Source organism: Actinomarinicola tropica, assembly GCF_009650215.1.
Taxonomy (GTDB): Bacteria; Actinomycetota; Acidimicrobiia; order Acidimicrobiales; family SKKL01; genus Actinomarinicola; species Actinomarinicola tropica.
Genome location: NZ_CP045851.1, coordinates 2,215,149 through 2,240,226, shown reverse-complemented (window position 1 = coordinate 2,240,226; position 25,078 = coordinate 2,215,149). Strand labels below are relative to the sequence as shown.

Annotated in this window: 26 protein-coding genes; 17 read left to right on the top strand and 9 right to left on the bottom strand. The window is 74.2% G+C overall.

All coding sequences use genetic code 11. From position 1 onward, the window contains the following. Positions 1 to 4 precede the first annotated feature (4 nt). Complete coding sequence (locus tag GH723_RS10960; RefSeq protein WP_153759678.1) at positions 5 to 697, top strand: ACT domain-containing protein; 693 nt, start codon at positions 5 to 7, stop codon at positions 695 to 697. Here GH723_RS10960 and glpK read toward each other — a convergent pair. Further along, on the bottom strand, positions 694 to 2,199 hold the full coding sequence (gene glpK, locus GH723_RS10955) for a glycerol kinase GlpK (RefSeq protein ID WP_153759677.1): 1,506 nt from the start codon (positions 2,197 to 2,199) through the stop codon (positions 694 to 696). The two genes, GH723_RS10960 and glpK, sit on opposite strands and share 4 nt — an antisense overlap. An 86-nt stretch (positions 2,200 to 2,285) precedes the next feature. On the opposite strand from glpK, the gene GH723_RS10950 reads away from it, so the two are divergent. After that, positions 2,286 to 3,317 (top strand): ATP-dependent 6-phosphofructokinase, encoded by a 1,032-nt coding sequence (locus tag GH723_RS10950; RefSeq protein ID WP_153759676.1) that lies wholly within the window; start codon positions 2,286 to 2,288, stop codon positions 3,315 to 3,317. 4 nt (positions 3,318 to 3,321) lie between these two features. Here the strand turns inward: GH723_RS10950 and GH723_RS10945 are convergent, their stop codons facing one another. From GH723_RS10945 to GH723_RS10925, 5 genes are read right to left on the bottom strand one after another with little or no spacing between them, the layout of a single operon-like run. Further along, positions 3,322 to 3,924 carry a GerMN domain-containing protein gene (locus tag GH723_RS10945; protein WP_153759675.1) on the bottom strand — a complete coding sequence of 201 codons (603 nt, stop codon included), beginning with the start codon at positions 3,922 to 3,924 and terminating at the stop codon, positions 3,322 to 3,324. Further along, positions 3,921 to 5,423, bottom strand: coding sequence for a sensor histidine kinase (locus tag GH723_RS10940; RefSeq protein WP_153759674.1), 1,503 nt, complete (start codon positions 5,421 to 5,423; stop codon positions 3,921 to 3,923). The genes GH723_RS10945 and GH723_RS10940 overlap by 4 nt, the downstream gene beginning before the upstream one ends. Before the next feature lie 8 nt (positions 5,424 to 5,431). Continuing rightward, positions 5,432 to 6,112 (bottom strand): response regulator transcription factor, encoded by a 681-nt coding sequence (locus GH723_RS10935; RefSeq protein WP_153759673.1) that lies wholly within the window; start codon positions 6,110 to 6,112, stop codon positions 5,432 to 5,434. Positions 6,113 to 6,127: 15 nt separating this feature from the next. Continuing rightward, the gene (locus tag GH723_RS10930) at positions 6,128 to 6,964 is read right to left on the bottom strand and encodes an inositol monophosphatase family protein (protein ID WP_229022785.1); all 837 of its coding nucleotides are present in this window, start codon (positions 6,962 to 6,964) and stop codon (positions 6,128 to 6,130) included. Between the two features lie 2 nt (positions 6,965 to 6,966). Then, on the bottom strand, positions 6,967 to 7,293 hold the full coding sequence (locus GH723_RS10925) for a hypothetical protein (protein ID WP_153759672.1): 327 nt from the start codon (positions 7,291 to 7,293) through the stop codon (positions 6,967 to 6,969). Between the two features lie 39 nt (positions 7,294 to 7,332). On the opposite strand from GH723_RS10925, the gene GH723_RS10920 reads away from it, so the two are divergent. From GH723_RS10920 to GH723_RS10905, 4 genes are all read left to right on the top strand, one after another. Continuing rightward, entirely contained in the window at positions 7,333 to 8,064 is a 732-nt protein-coding gene (locus GH723_RS10920; protein ID WP_153759671.1) for a polyprenol monophosphomannose synthase, read from the top strand. Positions 8,065 to 8,090: 26 nt separating this feature from the next. Continuing rightward, a complete protein-coding gene (locus GH723_RS10915) occupies positions 8,091 to 8,576 on the top strand; it encodes an NUDIX hydrolase (protein ID WP_195210250.1) in 486 nt (161 codons plus the stop codon). Then, positions 8,573 to 9,853, top strand: coding sequence for a DNA polymerase IV (locus tag GH723_RS10910; protein WP_229022784.1), 1,281 nt, complete (start codon positions 8,573 to 8,575; stop codon positions 9,851 to 9,853). The genes GH723_RS10915 and GH723_RS10910 overlap by 4 nt, the downstream gene beginning before the upstream one ends. Positions 9,854 to 9,949: 96 nt before the next feature. Continuing rightward, positions 9,950 to 10,327 carry a DUF3040 domain-containing protein gene (locus tag GH723_RS10905; protein ID WP_195210249.1) on the top strand — a complete coding sequence of 126 codons (378 nt, stop codon included), beginning with the start codon at positions 9,950 to 9,952 and terminating at the stop codon, positions 10,325 to 10,327. On the opposite strand, the gene GH723_RS10900 is transcribed toward GH723_RS10905, so the two are convergent. Genes GH723_RS10900 through GH723_RS10890 form a run of 3 tightly spaced genes read right to left on the bottom strand, consistent with a single transcriptional unit; the run spans position 10,270 to position 14,760 of the window. Then, on the bottom strand, positions 10,270 to 12,570 hold the full coding sequence (locus tag GH723_RS10900) for a transglutaminase TgpA family protein (RefSeq protein WP_153759668.1): 2,301 nt from the start codon (positions 12,568 to 12,570) through the stop codon (positions 10,270 to 10,272). The two genes, GH723_RS10905 and GH723_RS10900, sit on opposite strands and share 58 nt — an antisense overlap. Then, on the bottom strand, positions 12,567 to 13,781 hold the full coding sequence (locus tag GH723_RS10895; protein ID WP_153759667.1) for a DUF58 domain-containing protein: 1,215 nt from the start codon (positions 13,779 to 13,781) through the stop codon (positions 12,567 to 12,569). Before GH723_RS10895 ends, GH723_RS10900 begins: the two co-directional genes overlap by 4 nt. A 4-nt stretch (positions 13,782 to 13,785) precedes the next feature. Continuing rightward, positions 13,786 to 14,760, bottom strand: coding sequence for an AAA family ATPase (locus GH723_RS10890; protein WP_229022783.1), 975 nt, complete (start codon positions 14,758 to 14,760; stop codon positions 13,786 to 13,788). Positions 14,761 to 14,891: 131 nt separating this feature from the next. On the opposite strand from GH723_RS10890, the gene GH723_RS10885 reads away from it, so the two are divergent. The 11 genes from GH723_RS10885 (at position 14,892) to mraY (ending at position 25,076) form a co-directional block, all read left to right on the top strand. Further along, positions 14,892 to 15,764, top strand: coding sequence for an ROK family protein (locus tag GH723_RS10885; protein WP_153759666.1), 873 nt, complete (start codon positions 14,892 to 14,894; stop codon positions 15,762 to 15,764). Positions 15,765 to 15,799: 35 nt separating this feature from the next. Beyond that, positions 15,800 to 16,078 carry a hypothetical protein gene (locus GH723_RS10880; RefSeq protein WP_153759665.1) on the top strand — a complete coding sequence of 93 codons (279 nt, stop codon included), beginning with the start codon at positions 15,800 to 15,802 and terminating at the stop codon, positions 16,076 to 16,078. Between the two features lie 44 nt (positions 16,079 to 16,122). Continuing rightward, positions 16,123 to 16,632 (top strand): HNH endonuclease, encoded by a 510-nt coding sequence (locus GH723_RS10875; RefSeq protein ID WP_153759664.1) that lies wholly within the window; start codon positions 16,123 to 16,125, stop codon positions 16,630 to 16,632. Next, positions 16,629 to 17,723 (top strand): o-succinylbenzoate synthase, encoded by a 1,095-nt coding sequence (menC, locus tag GH723_RS10870; RefSeq protein WP_195210248.1) that lies wholly within the window; start codon positions 16,629 to 16,631, stop codon positions 17,721 to 17,723. The genes GH723_RS10875 and menC overlap by 4 nt, the downstream gene beginning before the upstream one ends. Next, positions 17,720 to 18,400, top strand: coding sequence for a lipoyl protein ligase domain-containing protein (locus tag GH723_RS10865; RefSeq protein WP_153759662.1), 681 nt, complete (start codon positions 17,720 to 17,722; stop codon positions 18,398 to 18,400). Before menC ends, GH723_RS10865 begins: the two co-directional genes overlap by 4 nt. Positions 18,401 to 18,672: 272 nt before the next feature. Beyond that, on the top strand, positions 18,673 to 19,092 hold the full coding sequence (locus GH723_RS10860) for a division/cell wall cluster transcriptional repressor MraZ (RefSeq protein ID WP_153759661.1): 420 nt from the start codon (positions 18,673 to 18,675) through the stop codon (positions 19,090 to 19,092). Between the two features lie 193 nt (positions 19,093 to 19,285). After that, positions 19,286 to 20,269, top strand: coding sequence for a 16S rRNA (cytosine(1402)-N(4))-methyltransferase RsmH (rsmH, locus tag GH723_RS10855; protein ID WP_153759660.1), 984 nt, complete (start codon positions 19,286 to 19,288; stop codon positions 20,267 to 20,269). Beyond that, a complete protein-coding gene (locus GH723_RS10850; RefSeq protein ID WP_153759659.1) occupies positions 20,266 to 20,766 on the top strand; it encodes a hypothetical protein in 501 nt (166 codons plus the stop codon). Before rsmH ends, GH723_RS10850 begins: the two co-directional genes overlap by 4 nt. A 77-nt stretch (positions 20,767 to 20,843) precedes the next feature. Then, positions 20,844 to 22,622, top strand: a complete 1,779-nt coding sequence (locus tag GH723_RS10845; protein ID WP_229022782.1) for a peptidoglycan D,D-transpeptidase FtsI family protein — start codon at positions 20,844 to 20,846, stop codon at positions 22,620 to 22,622. Beyond that, the gene (locus GH723_RS10840) at positions 22,615 to 24,045 is read left to right on the top strand and encodes a UDP-N-acetylmuramoyl-L-alanyl-D-glutamate--2,6-diaminopimelate ligase (protein ID WP_153759657.1); all 1,431 of its coding nucleotides are present in this window, start codon (positions 22,615 to 22,617) and stop codon (positions 24,043 to 24,045) included. The genes GH723_RS10845 and GH723_RS10840 overlap by 8 nt, the downstream gene beginning before the upstream one ends. Continuing rightward, positions 24,042 to 25,076, top strand: a complete 1,035-nt coding sequence (gene mraY, locus GH723_RS10835; RefSeq protein ID WP_153759656.1) for a phospho-N-acetylmuramoyl-pentapeptide-transferase — start codon at positions 24,042 to 24,044, stop codon at positions 25,074 to 25,076. The genes GH723_RS10840 and mraY overlap by 4 nt, the downstream gene beginning before the upstream one ends. The last annotated feature ends 2 nt before the right edge of the window (positions 25,077 to 25,078 follow it).

The following is a 25,078-nucleotide window of genomic DNA, read 5'->3' as shown; positions in this document are numbered from 1 at the left end:
GTCCATGGAGACCTACGTGGTGCGACTCTGGCTCGCCGATCGTCCCGGTGCCCTCGGCGCCGTCACCAGCCGCATCGGCGCGGTCGGTGGCAGCGTCGTGGGCATCGAGATCCTCGAGCGTGGTGCCGGCCGGGCGATCGACGAGCTCGTCGTCGAGCTGCCGGGTGACCACCTCCTCGACCTGCTCGCCAAGGAGATCGGCCAGGTCGACGGCGTCGACGTCGAGCTCATCCAGCCGATCGAGGGCGCGGTCCACGATCCTCGGCTCGACGCCCTCGAGACCGCTGCGGTCCTCGTCGGGGCCGGGACGCCCGACGACCTGCTCGACGCCCTGAGCGTCCACGCCCGACGCACGATCGGCGCGTCGTGGGCGGCGGTGGTCGACCTCGAGGAGGGCGCGGTCTGGGTCACCGACGGGGACTGCCCACCGAGCGCGTGGCTCACCGCGTTCGTCGAGGGGACGCGGATGGTCGCACCGGACGAGGCGGCCCCCGAGGACGTCGCCTGGGCGCCGCTGCCCGCATCGGGGGTCGCCCTGCTCCTCGGTCGCAGCGGCACGGCCTTCAGGGCCCTCGAGCGGAGGCACGTCGCCGCCCTGGCGAGGATCGCCGACACCCGGTTTCGCGACCTCGCACAGCGCCGGTCCCGCACCTGGCACCCCGCGACCGCCGACGCCGGGGTCGGGCGCCTGAACTAGGTGGTCGCGTCGTCCGGTGCGAGCGCCCAGCCGCGGGAGCGCTCGACCGCCCGGAGCCACACGGCGTGCGCGGCGTCCGCGGCCGCGCGGTCGGACGTGGGCTCGAACCGGCCGGCGCGGGCCCAGAGCGCCTCGACCTCCTCGGGCGAGGACCACACGCCCTCGGCGAGACCGGCGAGGTAGGCGGCACCGAGCGCCGTCGTCTCCTGGTGGGCGGAGCGGGTCACGGTCACGCCGAGCTGGTCGGCCTGCAGCTGCAGGAGCAGGTCCATGGCGCTCGCGCCGCCGTCGACGCGCAGGTCCTCGACCTCGCGACCTGCCGCGTCGCACATGGCGTCGACCACGTCACGGGTCTGGAACGCCATCGACTCGACCACCGCGCGGGCCAGCTCGGCTCGCCCGGTGCCGCGGGTGATGCCCACGATCGTGCCCCGGGCGTACGGGTCCCACCACGGGCTGCCCAGCCCGGTGAAGGCGGGCACGAACGCGACACCGCCGGTGTCGTCGCACCGCTCGGCGAGCGGGCCGACCTCGTCGGCCGCGGCGATGACGCCCAGCCCGTCCCGCAGCCACTGGACGGCGGCGCCGGTGACGAAGATCGCGCCCTCGAGCGCGTAGTGCGTGGTGTCGGGTGCGCCGTCGCGCCCGCCGAGGGTCCAGGCCACGGTGGTGAGGAGCCCCTCCACGGGCTCGGGACAGGTGTCGCCGACGTTCATCAGGACGAACGACCCGGTGCCGTAGGTGTTCTTCGTGAGACCCGGGCGGACGCACGCCTGCCCGAACAGCGCCGCCTGCTGGTCCCCGGCGATCCCGCTGATCGGCACCCCCGCACCGAGGGCCGTCGACCCGTCCGTGACGCCGATGCGCCCCGAGCTCGGTCGCACCTCGGGCAGCGCACCGGGCGGGCAGCCGAACAGGTCGCAGAGCTCCTCGGACCACCGGAGCTCGCGGATGTCGTAGAGGAGCGTGCGGGACGCGTTCGACGGGTCGGTGGCGTGGACCGCGCCGCCGGTGAGGTTCCAGACGAGCCACGAGTCGATCGTCCCGACGGCGAGGTCGGCGTCGTCGGCGACCCCGTGGTCGAGCATCCAGCGGATCTTCGTGGCCGAGAAGTAGGGGTCGAGGACGAGTCCCGTGCGCTCCCGGACGAGCGGCAGGTGCCCGGCCTCGGTCAGCGCCTGGCAGCGGTCGGCGGTGCGGCGGTCCTGCCAGACGATCGCCCGGTGGCGTGGCGCGCCGGTGCGGCGGTCCCACGCGACCACGGTCTCGCGCTGGTCGGTGATGCCGATCGCGGCGACCGGCTCGTCCAGCTCCGCGACGACCTCGGCGATGGTGGTGCGGACCGCCTCCCAGATCTCCACCGCGTCGTGCTCCACCCAGCCCGGCGCCGGGAAGTGCTGCGTGAACTCTCGGTAGGACCAGGCGACCGGCTGACCGGCGGCGTCGACGGCGAGCGTCCGGACGCCCGTGGTCCCGGCGTCGATGGCGACGACGATGGGCATGGGGCGCCACCCTAGGCAACGTCGATAGCGTGAGGCGGACACGACGTCGGTCGACGGGCGGTCCGCGAGGATCGAGGAGGTCTGGTGTGCGCATCGGGGTGCTGACGGGCGGGGGCGACTGCCCAGGGCTCAACGCGGTGATCCGCGCCGTGGTGCGCAAGGCCGAGCGCCACTACGGCGACTCGGTCGTCGGCTTCCACGACGGCTACCGCGGGCTGCTCGACAACGACTGGACCGAGCTCGACATCGAGCGGTGCCGGGGCATCCTGCCCCGGGGCGGCACGATCCTCGGCACCTCGCGCATCCAGCCGTACACCTTCCACGACGGGGTCGAGCGCGTCCGCATGACGATGTCGGAGCTCGGCGTCGACGCCCTCGTGGCCATCGGCGGCGAGGGGTCGCTCGGCGCGGCGCGGGACCTGCACGACGACGGCATCCCGATCGTCGGCGTCCCGAAGACCATCGACAACGACATCGACGCCACCGAGATGACGTTCGGCTTCGACACCGCGGTCCAGATCGCCACCGACGCCATCGACCGGTTGCACACCACCGCCGAGTCGCACGACCGGGTGATGGTGGTGGAGGTCATGGGCCGCCACGCCGGGCACATCGCGATCCGCTCCGGCCTCGCCGGCGGCGCGTCGCTGACGCTCATCCCCGAGCACCCCTTCGACATCGAGGCGGTGTGCGAGTCGATCCTCCGTCGTCACCAGCGAGGGAAGCGCTACGCCACCATCGTGGTCGTCGCCGAGGGGGCGCGTCCGCTCGCCGGCACGCTCGAGATGCCGACGCCGGAGCTCGACCGCTTCGGCCACGAACGGCTCGGCGGCATCGCCCAGGTCGTGGCGGGCGAGATCGAGCGCCGCACGGGCTACGAGACGCGGGTGACGATCCTCGGCCACATCCAGCGGGGCGGCACGCCCACCTCGTTCGACCGGGTGCTCGCGTCCCGCTACGGCGTCGCGGCCATCGACGCCATCCACGAGGGGGCGTTCGGCCAGATGGTCGCGCTGAGCTCGGACCAGATCGTCCGCGTCCCGCTGAGCGAGGCCACCGGCCGGCTGAAGACGGTCAGCGCCGAGCTGTACGACGCGGCGTCGCAGTTCTTCAGCTGACCGCTCAGGGCTCCGGCAGCGTCGTGCAGTCCCGGTTCGCGAGGAAGCGGGCGTAGTCGCAGGCGCCGACGGCCTCGCGCGTGTCGACGCCCTCCTCGCCGCTCGGGACGGCCTGCGGCTCGCCGTCGATCAGGAACCGGACGTCGGCGACCTCGCCGTCCTCGAAGGCCACCGCGGTGACGACCATCTGGGCGACGGCGCGGAACAGCTCGTTGCCGGCGGCGTCGAACAGCGCGTCGTCGGCGAGGTCGATGAGCAGCGTGTCCCCCGACAGCTCGGCGCCGGCGACGACCACGTCGGCGGGCACGGCGGTGCGCAGGAGGCTCGACTGCGGGGGCTCGGTGAGCAGGTTGAGCACGTCGACGATCGTGGCGTCGAAGGGCACCGACCGCTCCTCGGCGGCGAGGAGCTCCTCGCGGCCGTCGAAGTAGAAGAGGATCCGCTCGCGCGAGACGTCCTCCACGGTGGTCGACGTGGTGGTGGTCGAGGGTCGCATGACGTCGAGCGCCGCCGGGTCGTCGATCGTCCGTGGTCCCTCGTCGGAGGGCAGCGCGCAGCCGGCGACGACCGCGACCAGGGCGAGCGCACCGAGCACCCTGCGCCTCATCGTTCGATCTCCGCCGGGTGCTCCTCGGCCAGCAGGTGCGGGGACCCCACCTCCACCGGGAGGACGCGGGACAGGTCGTCCTCGGACGGTGCCGCCTGGATCGGCAGGGTGACCGTGAAGCGGGCGCCTGGCTCGCCGTCGAGGCGGTCCTCGACGCCGACCCGCCCGCCGTGGAGCGCGACGTGCTCGGCGACCAGGGCCAGCCCGAGCCCCGAGCCGGTGTCCGAGCCGCGGGTGCCCGCGGTGGACACGGCGCGGGAGAACCGCTCGAAGATGCGGTCGCGGTCCTCGGCGTCGACGCCCGGTCCGTGGTCCTCCACCGAGATCACCACCTCGTCGGCGTCGGCCGAGCGGGTGACGCGCACAGCAGTCGCGCCGTCGCCGTACTTGTGGGCGTTGTCGAGGAGGTTGGCGATGACCTGGGCCATGCGCCGCTTGTCGACCTCGACGACGAGGTCGGCGGAGGTGGCGTCGGTGACGACGGGGATCGGCTCGTGGGCCGCGGCGGCGACGGCCCGGCTGAGGAACTCGGGCAGGAGCACCTCCTCGAGCTGCAGGTGGGCGGCGCCGGCGTCGAACCGCGAGATCTCGAGCAGGTCCGACACCAGCTGCTGGAACCGGTTGACGTCGTCGACGAGCAGGTCGAGGGCGGACTGGGCCCGCTCGGGCATGTCGTCGCGGCGGGTCTGGAGGACCTCGAGCGACGCCGCGAGGGTCATCAACGGGCTCCGGAGCTCGTGGCTGACGTCGGACGCGAACCGGGCGTCGCGCTCGATCCGGGCCTGGAGGGTGGCCGCCATCTCGTTGAACGACGAGACGAGGACGGTGAGGTCCGGGTCGTTGGCGACCTCGAGGCGCGTGTCGAGCCGGCCGCCGGCGATCGCGTGCGCCGCGAGGCCGACGTCGGTCAGCGGCAGCAGCGTGCGGCGGCTCGCCCACCAGCCGAGGGTCGCGCCGGCGAGGGTGACGAGGATCGTCGCTCCGGTCAGGTAGGCCGCCAGGAGGTCGAGGGTCCGCTCCAGCTCGTCGAGCTCGAAGATCTCGTAGTAGGCGGCGTCGACGCTCGGGATCGGGATGCCGAGGACGAGCACCGGCGTGTCGGCGAGGCGGTAGTGCATCAGCGATGCCTTGCCGTCGCCCTCGACGGCCTGGCGGACGCTGCGTGGCACGGTGTCGAACGCGCCCGGCGGCTGGGAGGTGGTGGGGATCTCGCCGCCGCGCGAGATGCTCTCCCGGATGATCGGGCTGGCCGCGCTCGTCGACAGCTGGGCCAGGAACTCCCGCATCTCCTCGGGGCGACCCTGGGTGAGCGACGACCGGACCCGCTCGGCGTTGCGGATGACGGTGTCGAGGTACTCGTCCTCGCGCAGGTTGAGCTGCGACTCCCTCGTGAAGGCCCACGTGGAGCTGGCGAGCGTGACCGCGAGGATGAGCGAGCCGAGTCCGAACGCGAGCGTGATCCGCGACCGCAGACCGAGTGGACGGGGCCGCAGCCGCATCGCCGACCTCAGGGCTGGAGCTTGTAGCCGAGGCCGCGCACCGTCACCACGTGGCGCGGGTTGGCGGGATCGACCTCGACCTTCGTGCGCAGGCGGCGGATGTGCACGTCGACGAGGCGGCCGTCGCCGAAGTAGCCGTAGCCCCACACCCGCTCGAGGAGGACCTCGCGGCTGAACACCCGACCGGGACTCGACGCCAGCTCGACGAGGAGGCGGAACTCGGTCTTGGTGAGGTGGACCTCCTGGCCGTCGCGGGTGACGACGCCCTCGTCGGGCACGATCTCGAGGTCGCCGAGCTTCACGTGGGCGGAGCCCGGGTCCGAGGAGCGCACCCGCCGGAGCAGGGCCCGGATGCGGGCCGAGAGCTCCTTCGGGGCGAAGGGCTTGGTGAGGTAGTCGTCGGCCCCGGCCTCCAGGCCGGCGACGACGTCGTGGGTGTCGGCGCGGGCGGTGACCATGACGATCGGGACGTCGGACGTGCGCCGGATCGACCGGCAGACCTCGAAGCCGTCGATGCCGGGGAGCATGATGTCGATGAGGACGACGTCGGTGGGGTTGCGGTTGAACAGCTCGAGGGCGTCCTCGCCGTTGTCCGCCTCGTCGACGATCCACCCCTCGTCCTCGAGCGCGAGCTTCACCGCGGTGCGGATGCGCTCGTCGTCCTCAACGGTCAGGATCCTCGTTCCCACGTCAGGAATGGTGCCTCATCGGGCGCCTGCACGGGGGGAGGCCTCCACGGGAGCCGGGAACGGCTGGTCGGCACCGGCCCGCAGGAGGAGCTCGGCGAGCGGCTCGAACAGCGCCGGCGGGGCGGCGAGCACGAACTCGCCCGAGGGTTCGCCGCCTCGCAGGTCCCCGACGCGGGCGCCGGCCTCGCGGGCGATGACGACCCCTGCCGCCATGTCCCAGGGGGCGAGGCCCCGCTCGTAGTAGGCGTCGACGCGGGCGCAGGCCGTGGAGCACAGGTCGACCGCCGCACCGCCCATCCGGCGCACGTCGCGGATCGAGGGCAGCACCTCGGTGAGGACCTGGGCCTGGGCCGCACGGGTGTCGGGCACGTAGCCGAAGCCCGTCGCGACGAGCGCCGTGCCGAGCTCGTCGAGGTCGGAGCAGCGGATCGGCGCCTGGTTCCGGTGGGCGCCGCCGCCGAGCCGGGCCGAGAACAGGTCGTCCTGGACGGGATCGACGACGACGCCGACGCTCGGGACGCCGTCGACCACCGCGGCCACCGACACCGAGAAGCCGGCATGGCCGTAGACGTAGTTGGTCGTGCCGTCGAGGGGGTCGATCACCCACCGGACGCCCGTGGTGCCGGCGATGTCGGTGCCCTCCTCGCCGAGGATGCCGTCGTCGGGTCGCACCGCGAGGATGCCCTCGACGAGGAAGCGCTCGGAGGCGCGGTCGACGTCGGTGACGAGGTCGGTGGCCGTGCTCTTCGTACCGACCTCGAGGGTGGCGCGCCCGAGCCCGTCGAGGAGCAGCTCGGCGGCTCCAAGGGCGAGGCGCTCGGCGATGCGGGCCAGGTGGTCGAGGTCCTCCACCGTCAGGGCCGTCCGTCGGGGGCCTGGCGGCGCCGGCGCTCCTCGATCGACGACCACTCGGTCATCGCCCGGAGCGTCAGCACGGCCACGACCGCCACGCCGGCCGCCGCGAGCACCGCACCGACGACGCCGCCGAGCGCCGCTGCGGCTCCACCGTCGCCGTCGACCTGGAGGTCGACGACCGCGTACCCGATCAGGCCCCCGCAGACGCCGGCGGCGGCGATCGCGACGAAGGCGAGCGCGCGGGCGACGGGGGAGGGCAGGGCAGCGGGGAGGTCCGGGCCGCCGATCGGCGCCCGACCGTTCGGTGCGGCGTCGGGGGTGCTCATCCGACCCATGCTAGGGCTCGGGCCGTAGAGTCCCCCGCCGTGCGCACGCTGGTCGTCCTCCCGACCTACCAGGAGGCGGAGAACATCGAGGAGGTGCTCGGACGGGTCCGCCGCGCCGTGCCCGACGCCGACGTCCTCGTGGTCGACGACGGCAGCCCCGACGGCACCGCCGACCTGGCCGAGGCCGTCGGCGCCCGGCTCGGCGGCGTCAGCGTCCTGCGTCGACCCGGGAAGGCGGGACTGGGGTCGGCGTACCGAGCGGGCTTCGCGGTCGGTCTCCGCGAGGGCTACGAGGCGCTCGTCGAGATGGACTCCGACCTGTCCCACGACCCCGACGCCCTGCCCCAGCTGCTCGCCGCCCTGGACGGCGGTGCCGACCTCGTCATCGGATCCCGCTACGTCCCCGGCGGGGCGATCCCCAACTGGGCGACGCACCGGCTGCTGCTGTCGCGCTGGGGCAACCGGTACGCGGCGACGGTGCTCGGCCTCCCGGTGCGGGACGCCACCGCCGGCTTCCGGGCCTACCGGGCCACGATGCTGGCCCGGATCCCCCTGCGCGGCGTCCGAGCCGACGGCTACGCCTTCCAGATCGAGATGGCCTACGCCGTCGCCCGGCGGGGCGGCACCATCGTCGAGGTGCCGATCGCGTTCACCGACCGCGTCCGCGGCACGTCCAAGATGTCCGGGCGGATCGTCGTCGAGGCGATGCTCCTCGTCACCTGGTGGGGCGTGCGGGACCGGATCCTCCGCCGGGCGCCGGACGTCGCCTGACCCCTCCGACGTGGGAGACTCGTCCCGTGCGTGAGTGGCTGGTCGCCGGGGGCCTCATCCTCGGCCCGGAGGGGCTCCTCCTCGTGAAGAACGTGCGCCGCAACGGGCGGGCCGACTGGACGCCGCCGGGCGGTGTGATCGACGAAGGCGAGGACCTGGTCACCGGCCTCACGCGCGAGGTGAAGGAGGAGACCGGCCTCACGGTCGAGAGCTGGCTCGGGCCCGTGTACCGCCTGGAGACGATGGCACCGGGGCTCGGCTGGCACATGCGCTTCGAGGCCCACCTGGCCGTCGAGGTGAGCGGCGAGCTGGCCATCGACGATCCCGACGGCATCGTCGTCGACGCCGCCTGGGTCGACGTCGACGTCTGCGGCGAGCGGCTGGCGACCACCCACCCGTGGGTGCGGGAACCGCTCGTCGAGTGGCTCGCCGAGCGCTGGGACGACGAGCGCTCGTTCGGGTACCACGTCGACGGCGCGAACCCCGCCGACCTCGTCGTCCGGCGGGTGTGAGCGCACGAGACCCGGGGCCGGGCCCGCGCACGATCCTGCACGTCGACATGGACGCGTTCTACGTGTCGGTCGAGCTCCTCCGCCGGCCGGAGCTGCGCGGGCGCCCGGTGGTCGTCGGCGGGAGCGGACCGCGTGGCGTCGTGGCGGCGGCCTCCTACGAGGCGCGCGCGTTCGGCGTGTTCTCGGCCATGCCGTCGACGAGGGCGCGCCAGCTGTGCCCCCACGCCGTGTTCCTCGCGGGCGACCACGCCACCTACGCGCAGGTCAGCGCACGGGTGATGGCCGCGTTCGGGGAGGTCACGCCGCTCGTCGAGCCGCTCTCCCTCGACGAGGCGTTCCTCGACGTCACGTCCGTGCGACGCCTCCACGGCGACGGGCCGACCATCGCCCGGTCCCTGCGCGACCGGGTGCGCGCCGAGGAGGGGTTGACCTGCTCGGTCGGCGTCGCGACCTCCAAGTTCGTGGCGAAGCTGGCATCGAAGGCCGCCAAGCCGCGGGCCACGCCCGAGGGACCCCGTCCCGGACCCGGCGTCGTCGTCGTGGCCCCCGGCGACGAGCGGCGCTTCGTGCAGCGGCTCGACGTACGTGAGCTGTGGGGCGTCGGGCCGGCCACCTTCGAGAAGCTCCAGCGACTGGGCGTGCGCACCGTGGCGCAGCTCGCCGCGCTCGACGTCGACGTCCTGCGATCCGTGCTCGGCGACGCCGCCGGTCGGCACCTGCACGAGCTGGCCCACGCCCGCGACGATCGCCCCGTGGTGCCCGACGCACCGCCGAAGTCGGTCAGCCACGAGGAGACCTACGCCACCGACCTCGTCGACCTCGCGGTGCTGCGGCGCGAGGTCGTCCGCCAGGCAGACGCCGTGGCCAGCCGCCTGCGACGGGCCGGGCTCACGGGGCGGACGGTCCAGCTCAAGGTGCGCTTCGGCGACTTCCGCACGATCACCCGGTCGACCACCCTCGACGTCCCCCTGGACACCGGCCCCGAGATCGCCCGGGCCGCGAAGGCGCTGCTCGACCGGCTCGACCTGGCCGGCGGCGTGCGCCTCCTCGGTGTCGGCGTCTCGGGGCTGGGCGACGACTCGGGCCGGCAGCTCAGCCTCATCGACGTCGGCGCCGGATGGGAGGACGCCAGCCGGGCCGTCGACCTGATCCGCGACCGGTTCGGCGACGCCGCGATCGGGCCGGCCGCGGCGACGACGAGCCAGGGGCTGAAGCTCGTCCGGCGCGGCGCCCAGCAGTGGGGCCCCGGCGACCCGGACGAGGGCGCGCAGGGGTGAACGTCGGTCGGGCGCGTTGTTGGAGCCTCAGTCCTGTGCGAGACTGACCGACAGAGACAAGAGCCACACCCGGCTCAGAAGGTTGAGGGAGCGACCGTGCCGCTTTCCGAGGACGAGCAGCGCATCCTGCAGCAGATCGAGGCACAGCTCTACGAGAGCGATCCGGCGCTGGCGCGCGAGGTCGCGACCACGACGCTCTACTCGCACGCCTTCCGCAACATCAAGCTCGCCCTCCTCGGCTTCGTCGTCGGCGTGGCGATCATGATCCTCACCCTGTCGGTGTCGTTCCTCGTCGCCTTCGGCGGCTTCCTCGTGATGCTCGGCTCCGCGCTGTTCGCCGAGCGCAACGCCCGCAAGCTGGGTCGCGCCGGCCTCGAGCAGATGACCCAGTCGATGCGGGGCGCCGGGCTGCGCGACTACTTCGGCTCGACCAGCCAGAGGATGCGCGACCGCTTCCGCGGCGAGGACGAGTGACCCGCCGCTGAGCGCACGGCGGCCCACAGCCGCCGGGGATCGCCGGCACGCAGGACCCGCCGCCACCAGGCCAGCCGGTCGAGGACGCTGCGGCGGATGCGCCGACCGAGCTCGGTGGCCCGGACGACGTCGTCGTCGCCGACCGACGGGGCGTAGCGCGCGACCGTGGCGGCACGGGCCAGGTCGGTGAGATCGGCGGCCGTCGACGGCGAGCTGGGACCCACACGGGACGCGTACTCGAGGTAGGTCTCGGTGGCCCGCGGCGGCCGGCCCCGCCACGACAGCAGCTCCACCGTCTCGGCCCAGGCGAGGCCGACCCGGGCGCCCGGGTCGCTCCCGGCCCGGCGCCGGCGCAGGGCGTGCACGCCCCGGGCCGCGCCGCCGACGAGGCCGAACCACGCGGCGACCGCCAGCGAACCGGCCAGGACCGGGCGCAGAGCCGGAGGGATCGGGCCGCCGTCGTCGCCCGCCGAGCCGACGGCACCGTCGCCCTCGAGCTCGGGCGGGAAGATCGAGTCCTCGAGCTCGGGAGGGATCGTGGGCACGGTCGTGTCCGACGGCGCCGTGGTCGGGGTCGTCGAGGGGTCGTCCTCGTCCGCGCTCTCGTCCTCCAGGCCCGTCCACGCCGACGCTCCCGGCGCGACCCGACCGGGCGTCGGCTCGAACGGGACCCAGCCCAGCCCCCCGAAGTACACCTCCGGCCAGGCGTGCGCATCCGCGCCGCGCACGGTGAAGGTGGTATCGCGCGGCCCTCCCTGGTCGCCCTCGGTGAACCCGACGGCGACCCGCGCCGGGAGGCCGAGGACCCGGGCCATGGCCGCGAACGACGCCGCGAACTGCTCGCAGTACCCGCGACGGTCGTCGAACAGGAAGCGGGTGATGGCGTCGGTGCCCGAGCCGTCGGGGATGTCGAGCGAGTACTCGAACTCCTCGCGGAAGAACGTCTGCAGGGCGAGCGCGCGGTCGTAGTCGGTCGGCGCGTCGGCCGTGATCTCCTCGGCCAGGTCGACGACCCGCTGGTCGAGCTCGGGCAGCTGGAGGTACCGCTGGGCCACCGACGGGGCGACCGGACCGTCCACCGCTCGCAGCTGCTCGGGGGAGTGGTCCGGGAGGACGGACTCGACCTCGTAGCGGAAGCCGGTCGGCGCGCGGCGGTCGAGGAGGAGGGTCGAGGAGCGGTCGTCCCACGAGACGCTCGCGTCGCCGGCCTCGAGGGCGATCGGGGCGTAGGCCGCCGGCAGGTACTCGGAGTCGAGCGACCGGATCTCGATCCGTTGGCGGACCCGGGCCCCCGCCGCTCCACGCATCGGGTCGAAGACGCCGGAGACCTCGCGCATGCTGGCGCTCATCCGCCACTGCCGGCCGTCGAACTCGTCGAGCGACATCAGGCGCCAGTACGACGGCGTCGGCGACTCGACGACGAACGCGACCGAGCGCGACTGGTTGACGAGGCGGCGCTGGATGTCGACCAGCGGGCTGATGATCGTCCGGTCCCCTCCGCCCCCGCCGCCGCGCCAGGTCCAGAGCGGCTCCTCGGTGGCGCCGGGGAGCGCCGGTCCGACGACGAGCGCGGCGACCGCCGCCGTCGCGATCAGCGCCCCGCCGACGCGCATGTGCGCGTCGGGCCCACGCGTGCGGTCTCCGGGCAGCCACGACGTCGACGTCGCGATCTCGATGCCCCGCACGGCGAGGACGAAGGCCAGCGCGGTGATGATGAACGCGACGCTCGCGGCGACGCGGTGCTCGCCGGAGCCGAGGAGCGCACCGAGCACGAAGAGGGTGAAGGGCGGGATCAGGGCCTGGAGCGGTGCGCGCAGGGTGAAGGCGGCCACGTTCGCCATGAGGGCCACGATGGCCACGCCGACCATCGACGCCAGCACGAAGCCGTCGGAGGGCTCCACCGGCGCCCGGGCTGTCGGGTAGGCGCGGACGGCGTCGTCGAGCGCCGCCCCGAGAGCGGACCACGTCTCGGTGGTGGGGAGGGCCCAGCGGAGGGTCTCCGGCGCGAGGGCCCATCCGACGAGGAGCGCGACACCGACCGTCGCCGCCGCGACCTGGCCGAGGATGCCCATCCCCAGGCGGCGCACGAGGGCGGACGACGCGTGGACGAGCAGCGCGGTGAGCAGGAGCGGCAGGCGCCACGACGTGCCGAGGAACAGCCGGCCGAAGCCGACGACGACCGACGCGCTGACGGCGACCAGCGCGAGCTCGGCGGCGACGACCCGCGGGCCGCGCACGATCACCGGAGCGCTCCGGCGGGGTGGCGGCCTCGGCGGCGGTGGCTCATCACCTGGTTCCACCCCTGCGGGAACGGGCGGTCGCGCGTGATGTGGATCTCGTCGGGCTCGACGCCCGGCAGCGCCGGGTCGACGGCGGTGTCGTCCCAGGCCGAGCGGTCGACGAGGACGCTCACGGAGGTGGCGAAGCGGTGGCGGATCGCGGCGATCCGGGTGCGGTCGTGCGGACCGAGGGCGCCGGACACGACGAGGAGCGCCCCGCCGTGGGAGGACCGGGCCAGCGAGTCGAGCAGCCGGACGAGGCTCGCGCCAGGGGAGCGGGGGACGACGGCCAGGTACTCGAGGATCGCGGCGTAGGCGGCGTTGCCGGGGAGGAACCCGGAATCGGTGCCGTCGGTGGCGACGAGGCGGACGAGGTCGCCCGAGCGGCGGGTGGCGGTGATGATGCTGGCGACGGCGGAGACGGCCACGTCGAGCGACGCGTCGGACGGGTGCACCTCGTCGCGCAGGTCGAGGAGGACCGTCGCCCGGCCCTGCCAGGGCAGCTCGGTCTGGCGGACCTGCAGCTCGTCGAACCGGGCCGTGGAGGGCCAGTGGACCTTGCGCAGCTCGTCGCCGATCTGGAACGGCCGCAGCGCGAAGAACTCCTCGCCCGACCGGCCGAGCGACGTCGGCGACTGCTGGGCGGCGTCGGGGTCGTGGCCGGCGGTCTCCGGCATCTCGGCGATGGGGTCGATCCGCGGGTACACGGTGAGCTCGGTGCGCCCCGCGGCGGGGATGCGTGCCGCGGTGAGCCCGAACGGATCGGTGAGCAGCAGGTGCAGCGGCCCGATCTCGACCAGGCCCCGCCGCTCGGTGGGGAGCCGGTAGGCCGCACGGGTGACCGAGCCCGGCGCCATCGGCCCGAGGCCGAGGTCGGCGCCTCGGGTGCCGCTCACCGCGTCGGTGATGCGCAGCACCGGCGTGCGTCGGCGTCCCCGGTTGGTGATCTCGAGGTCGATGCGGCTCGGCGTGCCGGCGTGCACCCTCGGGGGGTGGACCTCCCGGCGGACGCTGACGTCGAGCCGCGTGAGGGCGGCCCGCACGGTGACGGCCAGCAGCAGCGTGGCCGCCGCGGCGCCGAGGAGGAACAGCTCGAGCGTGCCGAAGAACCGTCCCGCCGCGACGAGGGCGACGGCGGCGACGCCGAGCGCCCATCCCTGGGGGGTGAGGATCACCGGCTCACCGGCCGGACCAGGCCGGCGTGGGGACCGTCCGCAGCACGTCGTCGACGGCGTCGGCGGTGGAGCGGCCCTGCAGCTCGGCCTCCGGTGTGAGCAGCAGCCGGTGGCCGAGCACGTGGTGGGCGAGGGCCTTCACGTCGTCGGGCATCACGAAGCTGCGGCCGGCGAGGGCGGCGTAGGCGCGCGCCGCCCGCTGCCAGGCGAGGGTGGCGCGGGGCGACATGCCGAGGGCGAGCGAGGGGTGGCGACGGGTCGCGTCGGCGAGGTCGACCAGGTACGCGGCGACCTCCTTGCTGACGTGGGCGTTGCGCACCGCGGCGATCATGTCGAGCACCTCGGCGCTCGAGACGACGGGTTCGATGGCGTCGAGCGTGCTGCCCCGGCCGTGCGTCGAGAGGATCTCGAGCTCGCCCGCCGAGGTGGGGTAGCCGATCGAGATGCGCATGAGGAACCGGTCGAGCTGGCTCTCCGGCAGCGGGTATGTGCCCTCGTACTCGATGGGGTTCTGGGTCGCGATCACCATGAACGGCGACGACAGGTGGTAGGTGGTGCCGTCGACGGTGGCCTGCTCCTCCGCCATGGCCTCGAGGAGGGCGGACTGGGTCTTCGGCGACGCGCGGTTGATCTCGTCGCCGAGCACGATCCCGTTGAAGATGGGCCCCGGACGGAACTCGAAGCTGCTGTCCGTGCGGTTCCACACGGTGAGGCCGACGACGTCGGAGGGCAGCAGGTCGGGCGTGAACTGGATGCGCCCGAACGAGATGTCGATCGACCGGGCCAGGGCCTTGGCGAGGGACGTCTTCCCGACGCCCGGGACGTCCTCGAGCAGGAGGTGGCCCTCGGCGAGCAGGGTGACGAGCATCAGCTCGATCACCTCCCGCTTGCCCTGGATCACGCGCTCGACGTTGTCCACGATCGCCCGCGCCTGCTGGGCGAAGGTCGAGGTCTGCGTGTCCGTCTCGTGGGTGGCCAAGTCCGGTGCTCCTCCGTGTCTGGCGCCGTGGCAGCGCGTCCGCGAGGCCGCCTGGCCCTGCCACAGGGTACGGCGTCGCCGTGGCCGGCGGCGGGCGGCGAGCCGACGGGGAGTGGCTACGGTGTCGCGCCGTGACCACGGTGCTGGCGATCGACATCGGCGGCACCAAGATGGACGTCGGGCTCGTCGACCTCGACGGGCGGGTCCTGCGCCGCGAGGTCCGGCCCACACCCGCCGCGGCATCGGCCGCAGAGCTCTGGGCGACGCTCTGCGGCGCGCTGGACGCCGTCGGCGACGTCGCGGGTGCGGTCGCGCTCGGGGTCGGCTGCGGCGGACCGATGGCGCCCGGCGGCGTCCACGTGTCCCCGCTGAACATCCCCGGCTGGCGGGCCTTCCCGCTCCGCGCCCGTCTGGCGGAGCGCACCGGGTTGGCGGTGCACGTCGACAACGACGCCAAGGCGCTGGCCCTGGCCGAAGGGTGGCGGGGGGCGGCGACGGGCGTGCGCGACTACATGGCGATGGTCGTGTCGACCGGGGTCGGGGGCGGCATCGTCCTCGACGGCCGCCTCCTCGACGGGGCAGGCGGCAACGCCGGACACGTCGGCCACGTGATCGTCGAGCCGGACGGCGACACCATGCCCGGGCACGCGCAGGGCACCCTCGAGGGGGAGGCATCGGGACTCGCGATCGCGCGCCGCACCGGCCGCCCCGCCGCGGAGGCCGACGCCGAGACGGTCGCCAGGGTCGGTCGCGTCGTCGGCCGGGGCGCGGCCTCCGTGTGCAACCTGCTCGACCTCCGACTCGTCGTCGTCGCCGGTTCGGTCGCCCTCGGCTACGGCGAGCCGTTCTTCCGGGCGGCCCAGGCGGAGATGGACCGGCTCTGCCTGCTCGACTTCTCGCGCGGCGCCCGGATCGTGCCCGCCGGGCTCGGCGCCGACGGACCGCTCGTCGGCGCGGCCGCGGTCGCGCTGCGTGGCCAGGGGACGGCGCTCGGGATCGCCTGACGGCCCCGTCCCGGCCCGCCGCTACCCTCTCGGCCGTGCGCCCCACGACCACCGTCCGCCGGCCCTCGTGGGCCCGCTCGGTGTGGCGGGTCCTCACGCTCCCGGCCCTCTGGCCGACCGCCCTGCGCGTCGTGCACCGCACGGCTCGGCCTGGGTGGTGGCGACGACCGCCGTTCCTCCCGGTGCCCGACCGGGCGTACTGGACGTTCCGGTCGGTGACGGCGTTCGGAGGGGAGGGGGGCGCCCCTGACCCCGACGAGGTCGTCGCGTACCTCGAGTGGTGCCGGGCGTGGCCCTCGGTCGTGCGCCGCTGACATCGCGCCCGTCGCGGTGGAACGGCTGGAACTACCCTGCCGCCATGGGTCGGGCCCTGGTGCTCAACGCGAGCTTCGAACCGCTCGGCGTCGTCGCGGCCCGACGCGCCGTGGTCCTCGTCCTCGCCGACAAGGCCGACCTCCTCCACGGGTCGGGGGCGGTCGTGCGCTCCGAGCGGATGTCGCTGCCGGTCCCCTCGGTGATCCGCCTCCGGCACTACGTGCACGTCCCGTACCCCCGCCACACCGCCCTGACGCGCCGCGCCGTGTTCCACCGCGACGCCCACCTGTGCCAGTACTGCGGCTCCGCCGCCGAGAGCATCGACCACGTCGTGCCCCGCAGCCGGGGAGGGGCCCACGTCTGGGAGAACGTCGTGGCCGCCTGTCGACGCTGCAACTCCTCCAAGGGCGACCGGCTCCTGTCCGAGACGGCGATGCGGCTGGCCCGTCACCCGGTCGCGCCCCGGCCGCTCACGTGGGCGCTCGTCGCGGCGCCCGACGCCCCGGACCACTGGCAGCCCTACCTCGACCCGGCACGCCTCCAACCGGCGTGAGCGCCGGTCCGCCCGTCGCCGTCGAGCTCCGCCGCGTCGAGGTCCCGCTCGTCGCGCCGATCGTGGCCGCCCACGGCGTCGAGTCCGTGCGCAAGGTCGTCCTGGTGCGCGTCGTCGACGAGGAGGGGCGCAGCGGTTGGGGGGAGTGCGAGGCGCTGGCCGCGCCGACCTACACCTCCGAGTGGCACGACGGGGCGTGGGCGGTCCTGCGCGACCACGTCGTCCCCGCGGTGCTCGACGGGCGTCCCCCGAAGGTGGTGGGTCACCCGATGGCGTGGGCCGCGGTGGAGGTCGCGCTGGTCGACCTCTCGCTCCGCGCTGCGGACCGACGCCTGGTCGACGTGCTCGGCGCCGCCCGGCCGGCCGTGGCGAGCCGGGCGGTCGTCGGCATCGCCACGGACCCGGACGCGCTGGTCCACGCCGTGGGTGAGCGGATCGCCGCAGGTCACCGTGCGGTCAAGCTGAAGATCCGCCCGGGTGCGGACGTCGAGCCGCTGCGGGCGGTCCGCTCGGCGTGGCCCCACCTGGCGCTCGCGGCCGATGCCAACGGCTCCTACGACCTCGACGCGGCGCAGGCGCTCCTGCGGGCGGTGGACGACATGGGCCTCGACCACGTCGAGCAGCTGCTGCCCGCCGGCGATCTGGTCGGCGCGGCCCGGCTCCGTCAGCTCACCGACGTCCCGCTGGCCCTCGACGAGAGCCTCGTCCGTGCGGACGACCTGGCCGCGGCGGTGGCGCTCGGCGCGGTCGACGTGGTCAACCTCAAGCCCGCCCGGGTCGGGGGGCTCACCGCGGCGACCGAGGTGGCCCGGGTCGCCCGCGAGGCCGGGCTGCGGGTGCTGTGCGGCGGCATGTACGAGCTCGGCGTCGGGCGCGCTGTCTCGCTGGCCGTCGCGGGGTCCGTCCTGGTGTCCGACGGCGCCGACATCGGGCCGACGTCCGCCTACGTGCGTCGCGACCTGGTGCCGCCGATCGAGCTCGATGCCGACGGCGCGCTGCCGGTGCCCCACGGCCCCGGCATCGGCGTGACCCCCGACGCAGCGGTGCTCGAGGACGTCACGGTCGAGCGGTGGGTCGGGGAGCGCCGGTGACCGTCCTCCCCTCGGGGTGGGCGGTCGACGAGCGGCGGGGCACCGCAGGCGCCCTGCACGCCGCCGAGGTGCCGACCCCGCTGGTGCCGTCGATGTGGGTCCTCGAGGCCACGGCCCCCGCGCTGGTGCTCGGCAGCGCCCAGCCCGACGACGACGTCGACCGGACCGCCGTCGAGGCCCGCGGCCTCGAGGTCGTCCGTCGGCGCAGCGGCGGCGGCGCCGTGCTCGTCGTGCCCGACGCGTGCCTGTGGGTCGACCTCCTGATCCCCGCCGGACACGACCTGTGGGACGAGGACGTCGGCCGGGCGATGCACTGGGTGGGGGAGCTCTGGGCGGAGGCGCTCGGTGCGCTGGGCGTCGCTGCACGGGTCCACCGGGGTCCGATGGTGCGCACCCCGTGGTCGCGACACGTGTGCTTCGCAGGCCTCGGGCCCGGCGAGGTCGTCGACCCGGCAGGACGGAAGGTCGTCGGCATCTCGCAGCGACGCACCCGGGCGTGGGCCCGCTTCCAGACCGTGGCCGACCTGGGCCCGGTCCGGCAGGCAGCGCTCGTCGACGTGCTGCAGCTCGACGTCGCACCGGATGGGCTCGGCGCGCACCTGACGGCGACGACCGCCGCCGTCGACCGCGACGCCCGCGACCTCGTCGCGGCGCTCGTCGCCCACCTGCCGGGCTGACCCGCACGCCGCACCAGGGCGCCCCACGGCGCCCCACCGCCGCGTTCGCGCGCTGAGCGGTCGGCCCCCACCCGTCGTGCGCAGGGATCTCGCGCGCTCCGTGGTGGTCGGAGCGGGTGGGCCATCCGGCCCGTTCGTGCATCTGGTGGTTGACTGGTGGGGGAGTGGGGCATAGTGTGGCACGAAGTGGGGCGAAAGGGAGGGGTCCTGATCGCTCTGCTGCCGTCATCGAGCCGCCGGCCGCGCCGGCCCCAGACCAGCGAAGGAGCGCCGTGTTCGTCGGGACGTTCGAGCACTCGCTCGACGACAAGGGGCGGGTCGTCCTCCCCTCGACGTTCCGGAGCTACGTCGCGGATCGGGGCTTCCTGTCCAAGCTCGATGGCTGCCTCGGCCTGTGGACCCCGGAGGAGTTCGAGACGGTGGCGTCACTGCTGCGAGACAGGGTGCGGGAGGGGCAGGTCAGCTCCGACGCGCTGCGCGTCTTCGCGGCCGACGCCGCCGAGGTGCGCCCCGACTCGCAGGGCCGCATCTCCATCCCGCAGAGGCTCCGCGACTTCGCGGGCTTCGAGCGTGACCTGATCGTCAACGGCCGTCTCGACCGCATCGAGATCTGGAGCGTCGATCGCTGGAACGACGTCGCCACCACCGCCGACCAGAACCTCGCCGATGCCGTCGTCGACCTGGGCATCTGAGCCGGCGGCCGCCCCCCGTCCCTGCACCACCGACCTGCGGCGCACCCGCCGCTCGCCTGCAACCTCCCGGCCTCCGAGATGGAAGGCCCCTACTCCGCCCGCTTCCCATTCAGCCCGACCGGGGAGACATCCCGGCGGGCGTTCGGTGGCCGGGGGGTTGCAGACGAGCGGACCAGCCGCAGAGGCCCTGACCATGACCGATCCCGACGCCCAGCCGAACGAGCCGACCACGGCCGGGTCCTTCGCGCACCGGCCCGTGATGCTCGACGAGATCGTGGCCCTCGTCGCCGAGGTGCCGGCAGGGGTCTACGTCGACGCCACCCTCGGTGGGGCCGGTCACGCCGCAGCGATCCTGCGCTCCCGACCGGACCTCCGCCTGGTCGGGCTCGACCAGGACGACACGGCCGTCGAGGCCGCGCGGTCGTCGCTCGCCGACCTCGGCGACCGGGCCGTCGTCCGTCGCCGGCGCTTCGACGAGCTGGCCGACGCCGTCCGCGCCGAGCTGGCCGACGGCGAGCCGGTGGTCGCCGTCCTCTTCGACCTCGGCGTCAGCTCGCCCCAGCTCGACCAGGCAGCACGCGGCTTCTCCTACCGGCAGAAGGGGCCGCTCGACATGCGCATGGACCGGCGGCGCTCGCTCACCGCGGACGAGGTGGTCAACACCTACGACGAGGAGCGGCTCCGGCGCGTCCTCGTCGCCCACGGCGAGGACCGCCACGCCCGCCGCATCGCGCGTGCGATCGTCGCCGCGCGCCCCCTCCGGACCACGACGCAGCTGGCCGAGGTCGTCCGCGACGCCATCCCCGCGCCGGCCCGTCGTCGCGGCGGCCATCCGGCGACCCGCACCTTCCAGGCGATCCGCATCGAGGTGAACCAGGAGCTCGCGGTCCTGCCCGACGCCGTCGACCAGGCCATCGAGGTGCTCGCCCCTGGCGGGCGGTGCCTCGCCCTGACCTTCCACTCCGGCGAGGACCGCATCGTCAAGCAGCGCTTCCTGCACGCCGAGTCGGGCGGCTGCACCTGCCCGCCCGGCCTGCCCTGCGTCTGCGGGGCGACGCCGTCCGTCCGCCTCCTCCGCCGTGGCGGGTGGACGCCGTCCGCGGCCGAGCAGGAGGGCAACCCGCGCTCGGCGAGCGCCCGCCTGCGCGCCGTCGAGAAGCTCGGGGGTGCGGCATGAGCGTCCTCACGACAGGCGAGAGCCGCCGCCTCGCCGCCGCGGCGGAGGCTGCCGCCGCCCGTGCCACCGGCGCGCCCGCGCGTCGCCGGGCCCCCGGCGTCCCCGACCACGGTCCCCGCACCGCCCCGTCGCGTCCGCCGCTCCGGCTGGTCGAACCGCCGGCGCGCCCCAAGCGCCTGAGCGTCGGCCTCCTGTCGACGATGTGCCTGGTGGCCGTGTTCCTCGGCGTGTTCGCCCTCGCGGCGATGCACAGCCTCGTCGTCCAGGCCCAGTTCGAGAAGGACCGCCTCGAGCAGAGCGTCGCCGAGCGTCGCGACCAGATCGACGCCCGCCGCGTCGAGGTGGCGCGACTGGAGTCGCCGGCCGCGGTCGTCGCCTCGGCCACCGAGCTCGGCATGGTCGTCCCGGAGGACCGCGTGTACCTCCTCCCCGACGCGCCGGCCGATGGCACGGTCCCGGCCCCGCCGCCGGACGAGCCGGGTCTGGCGGCGCCGTGAGCGTCCGCCACCCGATCCTGGGGACGGCCACCCCACGATCCGGGCAGCGGATGGTCGGACCGCCCCGCGGGCGGCTCGTGGGTCTCCTCGCGGTCCTCACCCTGACGTTCGCCGGCATCGTCGGCCGGCTCGTCGACCTCCAGGTCGTCGGTGACGAGCGGTTCGTCGCCTACGGCGAGTCCCAGCGCATCCGGGCCGAGACGCTGCCTGCCTCCCGCGGCTCGCTGCTCGACCGCAACGGCGCCGAGCTGGCCCTGTCGGTCCCGGCGTCGACGATCGTCGCCGATCCCCGCATGGTGGAGGACCCCGCCGAGGCGGCGGCACGGCTCGCCCCGATCCTCGACGCCGACGTCGCGGTGCTCGAGGAGCGCCTCGGCGCCGACTCGGCCTTCGAGTACCTGGCGCGCCAGGTCGACGACGACGTGGCCGCAGCGGTGCGCGCCGAGCGCCTCACCGGCATCTTCATCCAGCCCGAGCCGACCCGCACGCACCCGGCGGGCCAGACCGCGATGGCCGTGCTCGGCCGGGCCGACCTCGACGGCATCGGCGTCTCGGGTCTCGAGCAGCAGTTCGACGAGGTCCTCACCGGCACACCCGGCGAGGTGCTCTACGAGCGCAGCCTGGCCGCCGGCGTGCAGATCCCCGTGGGGGAGCACCAGCTGCAGCCCGCTCGTCCCGGCGACGACGTGGTGCTCACCCTCGACCGCAACCTGCAGTACGTCGTCGAGCAGACGCTCGCCGCTCGCATCGAGGAGACCGACGCCCGGGGCGGGATGGTCATCGTCATGGTGCCGGGGACCGGCGAGATCCTGGCCATGGCCAGCCTCTCGGTCGACGAGGCGACCGGGGAGGTCGTGCCGGCGGGCTACAACCGCACGGTCGTCGACAGCTTCGCGCCCGGCTCGGTCCTGAAGGTCGTCACCATCGGGGCGTCGCTCGAGGAGGGGCTGAGCACCCCCGACCGGCCGATCGAGGTCCCCTACGCGCTCACGGTCGGCGGGCACGAGTTCCAGGACGCCTCTCAGCACGGCACCGAGACGTGGCCCTTGCGGCGCATCCTCGTCGAGTCGTCCAACGTCGGCGCGATCCGCGTCGGTGGCGAGCTGGGGAACGAGCGCATCGGCGACTACCTGGACCGGTTCGGCTTCGGCCGGCCGACGGGCCTGTCCTTCCCCGGCGAGGCCGCGGGCCTCGTGCGGCCCTGGGAGGAGTGGCACGGCTCCGACTACGCCGGCGTCGTGATCGGCACCGGCGTGTCGACGACGGCCATGCAGGTGTTGGCGGCGTACAACGTGATCGCCAACGATGGTGTCTATGTCGCCCCCCGCCTCGTCGAGGCCCGCATCGACCCCGAGGGGGTCCGCCACCCTGAGCCCCAGCAGGGCTCCCACCGCGTCGTCTCCGAGCGCACGAGCAACGAGCTGGCCGACATGCTGACCGGGGTGGTCGAGGACGGCACCGGCTCGCAGGCCGCCGTGCCCGGCTACGAGGTCGCCGGCAAGACCGGCACGGCGTGGAAGCAGCAGGAGGACGGGTCGTTCGAGAACGCCGCCGGAGGCCACGACTACATGGCGACCTTCGTGGGGTTCGCCCCGGTGGACGACCCGCGTGTCTCGGTGATCGTCGTGATCGATCAGCCGGGCAACGTCTACTCCGGGGGATCGGCGGCGGCCCCGGCGTTCTCGCAGATCGCCGAGCACGCGCTGCGGGTCCTCGACGTCCCGCCGGTCACCACCGACGAGGACGGCGTGCTCACCGTCGACACCCTGCCCGACGGCGACGAGCAGCCCGCCGGCCGGGTGCGTGCCGAACCCGCCGGTCGTGGCGACGAGGACGAGGTCGCGGCCCGTGGCTGACGTCGAGCTCGACGCCCTCGTGGCGACCCTCCGCGAGGCGATGCCCGAGCTCTCCGTCGCCGGCTCGACCGAGGGGATCCGCGTCGCCGACGTCGTGCTCGACTCCCGCGCGGTGACGCCGGGTTCGATCTTCTGCGCGCTCGTCGGCCAGACCTCCGACGGCCACGACCACGCCGCCGCCGCGATCGAGTCGGGTGCGGTGGCCCTCCTGTGCGAGCGCCCGCTCGGCCTGGGCGTGCCCGAGATCCGCACCCGCTTCGGGCGGTCGGCCATGGCGCTGCTCGCCTCCGAGGTCCACGGGCGTCCGTCCACCGCGCTCGATGTCGTGGGCGTCACCGGCACCAACGGCAAGACCACGGTCACCCACATGGTCCAGGCGATCCTCGAGGCATCGGGCCGTCCGACCGGCGTGATCGGCACGCTCTCCGGGGTGCGGACGACGCCGGAGGCGCCCGAGCTGCAGCGCCGCCTCGCCGAGCTGCGTGACAGCGGGCGGACCGCCGCGGCGATCGAGGTCTCGTCGCACGCCCTCGCCCAGCACCGCGTCGACGCCACCCGCTTCCGCGTCGCCGTCTTCACCAACCTCAGCCGCGACCACCTCGACTACCACGGCACGATGGAGGCCTACTTCCAGGCCAAGGCCCGGCTGTTCGAGCCGGAGCTGGCAGAGCGCGCCGTCGTCAACCTCGACGACCCGTACGGCCGCCTGCTGCTCGACGCCGCCCAGGTCCCCACCGTCGGCTACTCGCTCGACGACGCCGCCGACCTCGAGCTCGGCCTCGACCGCTCGCGCTTCACATGGCGCGACGTCGCCGTGGAGCTGCCGCTCGGCGGGCGCTTCAACGTCTCGAACGCCCTCGCCGCGGCGACGACCGCGGCGCTGCTCGGTGCCTCACCGCAGGCGGTCGCCGACGGCCTGGCCCGGCTGCCGTCGATCGCCGGTCGGTTCGAGGTGATCGACCTGCGCGCGCCCTACACCGTCGTCGTCGACTTCGCCCACACGCCCGACGGCCTGGCGCGGGTCCTCGAGGCGGCCCGGGAGGTCGTCGGAGAGCACCGCGTCCACGTCGTGTTCGGCTGCGGCGGCGACAAGGACCGCACCAAGCGGCCAGCGATGGGAGAGGTCGCCGACCGCCTCGCCGACACCGTCGTGCTCACGAGTGACAACCCGCGCAGCGAGGACCCACGGTCGATCATCGAGGACACGCTCGCGGGGGTGCGCCGCACCGAGGGGGTCGTCGTCGAGCCCGACCGCCGCGCGGCCATCGCGACGGCGCTCGAGGCGGCCGGACCCGGCGACCTCGTCATCGTCGCCGGCAAGGGTCACGAGAAGTACCAGGAGGTCGCGGGGGAGCAGCGCCCGTTCGACGACGCGGTCGTCGTCCGCGAGGAGCACGCCCGGCTCGGAGGTGGGTGCGCGTGATCCAGCTGCTCATCGCCGCCGGCGTCGGACTCGTCGTCTCGCTCGGCGCCACCCGCTACCTCATCACCTGGCTCACCGAGCACGAGATCGGCCAGCCGATCCACGAGGACGTGCCCGAGGGGCACACGATCAAGGCCGGGACCCCCACCATGGGCGGCATCGCCATCGTCCTCGGGCTCCTGTTCGCCTACGGCATCACCAACCTGTTCCGCGGCGTCTACACGCGGACGGGGCTCATCATCGTCGTCACCATCGCCCTCGCCGGCGTCGTCGGCTTCATCGACGACTGGATCAAGGTGACGAGCGAGCGCAACCTCGGGCTCACGAAGCGGGCGAAGGCCACGGGGCTGGTGCTCGTCGCCGGCGGCTTCGCCGTGTCGATGCTCGCGTTCACCAACGTGTCCACCGAGCTGTCGTTCACCCGGGCAGGGACGCTCGGCATCGACCTCGGCAACGGCGGCTGGGCGGTGTGGGCGCTCCTGCTCATCCTGGGCAGCACCAACGCGGTCAACCTCACCGACGGCCTCGACGGCCTGGTCGCCGGATCTGCGGCTCTCGGGTTCGCCGCCTTCACCGTCATCGGCTTCTGGGCCTTCCGCAACCCCGGGGTCTACGAGTACGCGCACGCCCTCGACCTGGCCGTGGTCGCCGCGGCGATGCTCGGTGCCTGCACCGGCTTCCTGTGGTGGAACGCCTCCCCGGCGCAGATCTTCATGGGCGACACCGGCGCCCTCGCCATCGGCGCGGCGTTCGCGACCCTCGCGCTCGGCAACAACACCCAGCTGCTGCTCCCGATCGTCGGCGGGCTCTACGTCCTCGTGACGATGTCGGTGATCCTCCAGGTCGGGAGCTACCAGCTCACCGGCAAGCGCATCTTCCGGATGGCGCCGATCCACCACCACTTCGAGCTGGCGGGCTGGCCCGAGACCAAGATCATCATCCGGTTCTGGATCCTCGCCGGCATGTCCACCGCGATCGCCCTCGGGACCTACTACGCCGACTACATCTCGATCACCGGCGTGGGCAGGTGACG

Coding starts and splice junctions, on each gene's coding strand:
- GH723_RS10875 (WP_153759664.1), top strand. CDS start 16,123: ATGGGTCGGGCCCTGGTGCTCAACGCGAGCTTCGAACCGCTCGGCGTC.
- glpK (WP_153759677.1), bottom strand. CDS start 2,199: ATGCCCATCGTCGTCGCCATCGACGCCGGGACCACGGGCGTCCGGACG.
- GH723_RS10945 (WP_153759675.1), bottom strand. CDS start 3,924: ATGAGGCGCAGGGTGCTCGGTGCGCTCGCCCTGGTCGCGGTCGTCGCC.
- rsmH (WP_153759660.1), top strand. CDS start 19,286: ATGACCGATCCCGACGCCCAGCCGAACGAGCCGACCACGGCCGGGTCC.
- GH723_RS10925 (WP_153759672.1), bottom strand. CDS start 7,293: ATGAGCACCCCCGACGCCGCACCGAACGGTCGGGCGCCGATCGGCGGC.
- GH723_RS10850 (WP_153759659.1), top strand. CDS start 20,266: ATGAGCGTCCTCACGACAGGCGAGAGCCGCCGCCTCGCCGCCGCGGCG.
- GH723_RS10940 (WP_153759674.1), bottom strand. CDS start 5,423: ATGCGGCTGCGGCCCCGTCCACTCGGTCTGCGGTCGCGGATCACGCTC.
- GH723_RS10960 (WP_153759678.1), top strand. CDS start 5: ATGGAGACCTACGTGGTGCGACTCTGGCTCGCCGATCGTCCCGGTGCC.